The sequence below is a fragment of the Hominilimicola sp. genome, from assembly GCF_046972485.1.
Lineage (GTDB): Bacteria > Bacillota > Clostridia > UBA1381 > UBA1381 > Hominilimicola > Hominilimicola fabiformis.
The window spans coordinates 1-3,685 of the sequence record NZ_JBKVWU010000172.1; the positions used below are offsets into that span (position 1 = coordinate 1).

5 protein-coding genes are annotated in these 3,685 nt (G+C 37.4%); all 5 read right to left on the bottom strand.

Annotated elements, in window-relative coordinates:
* Nucleotides 1-754 (bottom strand): GTPase Era (gene era / locus ACLTU0_RS11245; protein WP_412322525.1); only part of this gene is annotated, 754 nt, incomplete at its 3' end.
* Nucleotides 755-765: 11 nt separating this feature from the next.
* Nucleotides 766-1,254 carry an rRNA maturation RNase YbeY gene (ybeY, locus tag ACLTU0_RS11250; protein ID WP_412322527.1) on the bottom strand — a complete coding sequence of 163 codons (489 nt, stop codon included), beginning with the start codon at nucleotides 1,252-1,254 and terminating at the stop codon, nucleotides 766-768.
* Nucleotides 1,247-2,233 carry a PhoH family protein gene (locus ACLTU0_RS11255; protein ID WP_412322533.1) on the bottom strand — a complete coding sequence of 329 codons (987 nt, stop codon included), beginning with the start codon at nucleotides 2,231-2,233 and terminating at the stop codon, nucleotides 1,247-1,249. The genes ybeY and ACLTU0_RS11255 overlap by 8 nt, the downstream gene beginning before the upstream one ends.
* The gene (gene yqfD / locus ACLTU0_RS11260) at nucleotides 2,217-3,452 is read right to left on the bottom strand and encodes a sporulation protein YqfD (RefSeq protein ID WP_412322529.1); all 1,236 of its coding nucleotides are present in this window, start codon (nucleotides 3,450-3,452) and stop codon (nucleotides 2,217-2,219) included. Before yqfD ends, ACLTU0_RS11255 begins: the two co-directional genes overlap by 17 nt.
* A 15-nt stretch (nucleotides 3,453-3,467) precedes the next feature.
* Nucleotides 3,468-3,685, bottom strand: a 218-nt coding sequence (locus tag ACLTU0_RS11265) for a YabP/YqfC family sporulation protein (protein WP_412322531.1), incomplete at its 5' end; no start/stop codon positions are given.

Here is a 3,685-nt window from a genome sequence, read left to right on the forward strand (position 1 = left end):
TTTCTCCGTGCTTACCGATTATAATTCCCTTATGTGACGCTTTTTCACAGTATATTGTCGCGTAAATATTTGTAATTTTTTCTTTTTCCTGCATTTTAGTAATTTCAATAGCGATACCGTGCGGAACTTCCTTATCAAGCAGCCACAAAAGTTTTTCGCGGATAATTTCAGCCGCAATCTGTTTTTCGGGCTGATCCGTTACCATATCCGAATCATAAAATTCCGGTCCTTCTTCAAGATAGTCCTCAATATCGTGCAATAAAATATCGACTCCGTCATTATTCTTTGCACTTACAGGCACTATCGACGCAAAATCGTGCATACTCGAATAATCCGCAATTATCGGAAGTAAACCCTCTTTTTTCATAAGGTCTACTTTATTCAAAACCAATATGCACGGAAGTCCTGTTTTTGAAATATTTTTTGCTATTTCACGTTCTGTTTCCTGTATTTTTTTACTTGCGTCCACAACAAATATAAGTACATCCGTATCGTCCATACTTTCATTTGCAACGTGTACCATATATTCCCCAAGCTTATTATGCGGTTTGTGTATTCCCGGTGTATCGGTAAATATAATCTGTTCTTCGTCTGTTGAGTAAATTGCAAGTATTTTATTTCTTGTTGTCTGAGGTTTGTCTGATATTATTGCAATCTTTTGTCCTACTATAGTATTAAGTAATGTTGACTTTCCCACATTCGGCATACCTATTATTGCCGCAAATCCCGATTTAAAACTTTTCTTATTCTTCATAATTTTTTCTCCTAATCACGAGTTATTCCAAGCGAAGTTAAAACTCTTTCCTGTTTTTCGCACATTATTTCTTCGCCCTCTTTATCATCAACATGGTCATATCCAAGCAAGTGGAGCATTGAATGTGCCGTCAAAAAAGCCACTTCTCTCAAAAAACTGTGTCCGAATTCATTCGCCTGTTCTCTTGCACGTTCCATTGATATAACAATATCACCAAGCATCACAAGCTCACCGTCCATATCGTACTCATCGTCCGATATTCCGTTCTCGTCAAATTCAAGCATTGGGAATGACAAAACATCCGTTGCTCTGTCAATATCTCTCTGTTCCTTGTTTATAGAACGAATTGTATCATTATCCACAAGCGTAACGCTGATTTCGGCGTCAAAATCACATTCTTCTTCCTCCATAACGGCAACGCAAACGTCCTTTATTGCCTTTTCAATTTCCGGAGTTACATCTTCCTTATCCTGTTCATTTTCAAGTATTAGTTCAACCATTTGATTTCCTCTTGTTTCTTCTCTTTTCCTGTTCCTCGTCATACTTTGCATATGCTTTTATAATTTGTTGTACAAGCGGATGACGTACAACGTCTTTTTCGGTAAATGTACAAAAAGCTATATCTTCAATATTTTTTAGAATTTTAGCCGCCTCTTTTAATCCAGATCGCTTATCTCCCGGCAAGTCGATTTGAGTTATATCACCCGTTACAATCGCTTTAGAACCGTAACCTATTCTTGTCAAAAACATTTTCATCTGCTCAGGTGTTGTATTCTGTGCCTCATCAAGAATTATAAACGCATTGTCAAGCGTACGGCCACGCATATATGCAAGCGGTGCAACTTCAATTACACCCTTTTCCTGATATTTCAAGAAGCCCTCACCGCCGAGCATTTCATACATACCGTCATAAAGCGGTCTTAAATACGGGTCAACCTTATTCTGCAAATCACCCGGAAGAAAACCGAGTTTTTCGCCTGCCTCAACAGCCGGTCTTGTAAGAATAATTCTGCTTACCTCTTTACTTCTAAGTGCCGTTACAGCCTTTGCAACCGCAAGATATGTTTTACCCGTACCGGCAGGACCTATACCGAATACAATAGTATTTTTGTCTATCGCGTCAACGTACTTTTTCTGTCCGAGCGTTTTTGTCTTAATCGGGTGACCTTTTGCACTGATTGCAATACAGTCATCACCCATCATTTTAATGTCAATCCCGCCGTTTTCCTGTACCATTGTTATCGCATACAATACTTTCTGCTGGTCGATAATCTCGCCTCTTGCGATAATCTGCATAAGCATATTAATAACTTGGCTTGCCTTTTCAACATTTTCTTCTTCACCTGTCACTCTCAAAGCGTTGTCGCGTGACGCGATATTTACCGAAAGTGCTTTGTCAAGCATTTTGACATTTTCATCAAAATTTCCGAAAAGAGATGCCAAATCGACCTCCTGCGGTACTTCAATCTGTCTGTTTATCAAGTATTTCCTCTCCTTCTGTATCAGCCGAAATAGGCTGACTGGTAGCTATATTTTGTATGAAATCCATTTCAAGTTTTACATTTATTGTTTCATTATCAATCTTTTCATATTCAACTTTCTCGTCTGTCAAAGTTGAGCCGTACAGCAATTCATTTGATATTTTTTCTTCTAAGTCATTTTTTGCAAATTCTACGGCTGTTTCTATGCTTATCGGCTCTTTGTTTACATTTACTTCGGTATATTTGACCGCATCGAACGCAATTCCCGTATATCCGAAAAACGGTATACATATCTCATACCTTGTTTCATTTACATCATATTCTTCAAAATTCATTTTGCCCAAAGGCAATGAAAACATTTTTCCGAAAACCTCAAGCGAAACCATATATCTATTTTTGCCGGTCGGCACTCTCGATTCATAATACAGCTTATAGTCGCCGTTTTTTGAATGAGTTGTATAAGCCATTATATCCGCCATTGAGTGAACATATATGTATTCTTCGGGATAACCCTCTTTATAAGTTGCAACCTTTCCCGATACAATCACATCGCCTGTTTTAACCGCGTCACCGTCATTCAAAACTTCTTCGCCGTTTTTGACAACCATATGATTTATAATTCCGTCACACGCTGCAACAATGTCACAAGGTGTATCTTTGTCAAGAATATTCGGCGGAATAATCTGTTCGTATATCTCGACGCGTGCCTTTGCACCCTCAATATAAACCCATGCCCAAGCTATATGGTTATTGTTATTTATAATCGCCGCCTTGCTTTCCATACCGTCAGGCAGTTTTGCTTTCAGTGCGCCGCTCTTTATACCGATACTGTCAAGCGTAGATATTATACCGTTTATATCGCTGTTTTCCACACCGTTAATTTCAACAACCCATATAAATTGAGCCGACACGGCAAAAAATATGATACACAATGCAAATCCAATCAAAAACAAATATCGTTTTCTGTACAGACGCATTAAATGCTTTATTCCGCGTCTTTGTGATATTTTAATTTTTACATTACTCTTTTTTCTGACTTGACGTATATGAAAAAAATCCTTTATGTAAATACACATTTCAATACCGTCATCAAACGGTTTTATGTTCCATACATCAATATTACGTCTTAAACAAATATTTATAAATCTTTCTGCACCTTTGCCATATACTTTTATTATAACATATCCGTAAAGAAATTTAAAGAACTTCTTAAACATTTTTTACTCCCTTTTTCAGATTTCGTATTCAATTTGCTTAAATTGACCTGATATTAATATATCTTCAAGACGTATTCTGTCAATCGAAAGTCCATTTCCGAACACTCTGACTATCCCCATAGGCGTTGACACCCGAATTTCCGTATCCGTATAACTGAGTATTCCTTTATGATTTTCTATATATATTTCACTCGCACCCGCGATTGTAAGTTTGGGAATATTCATTATAACTT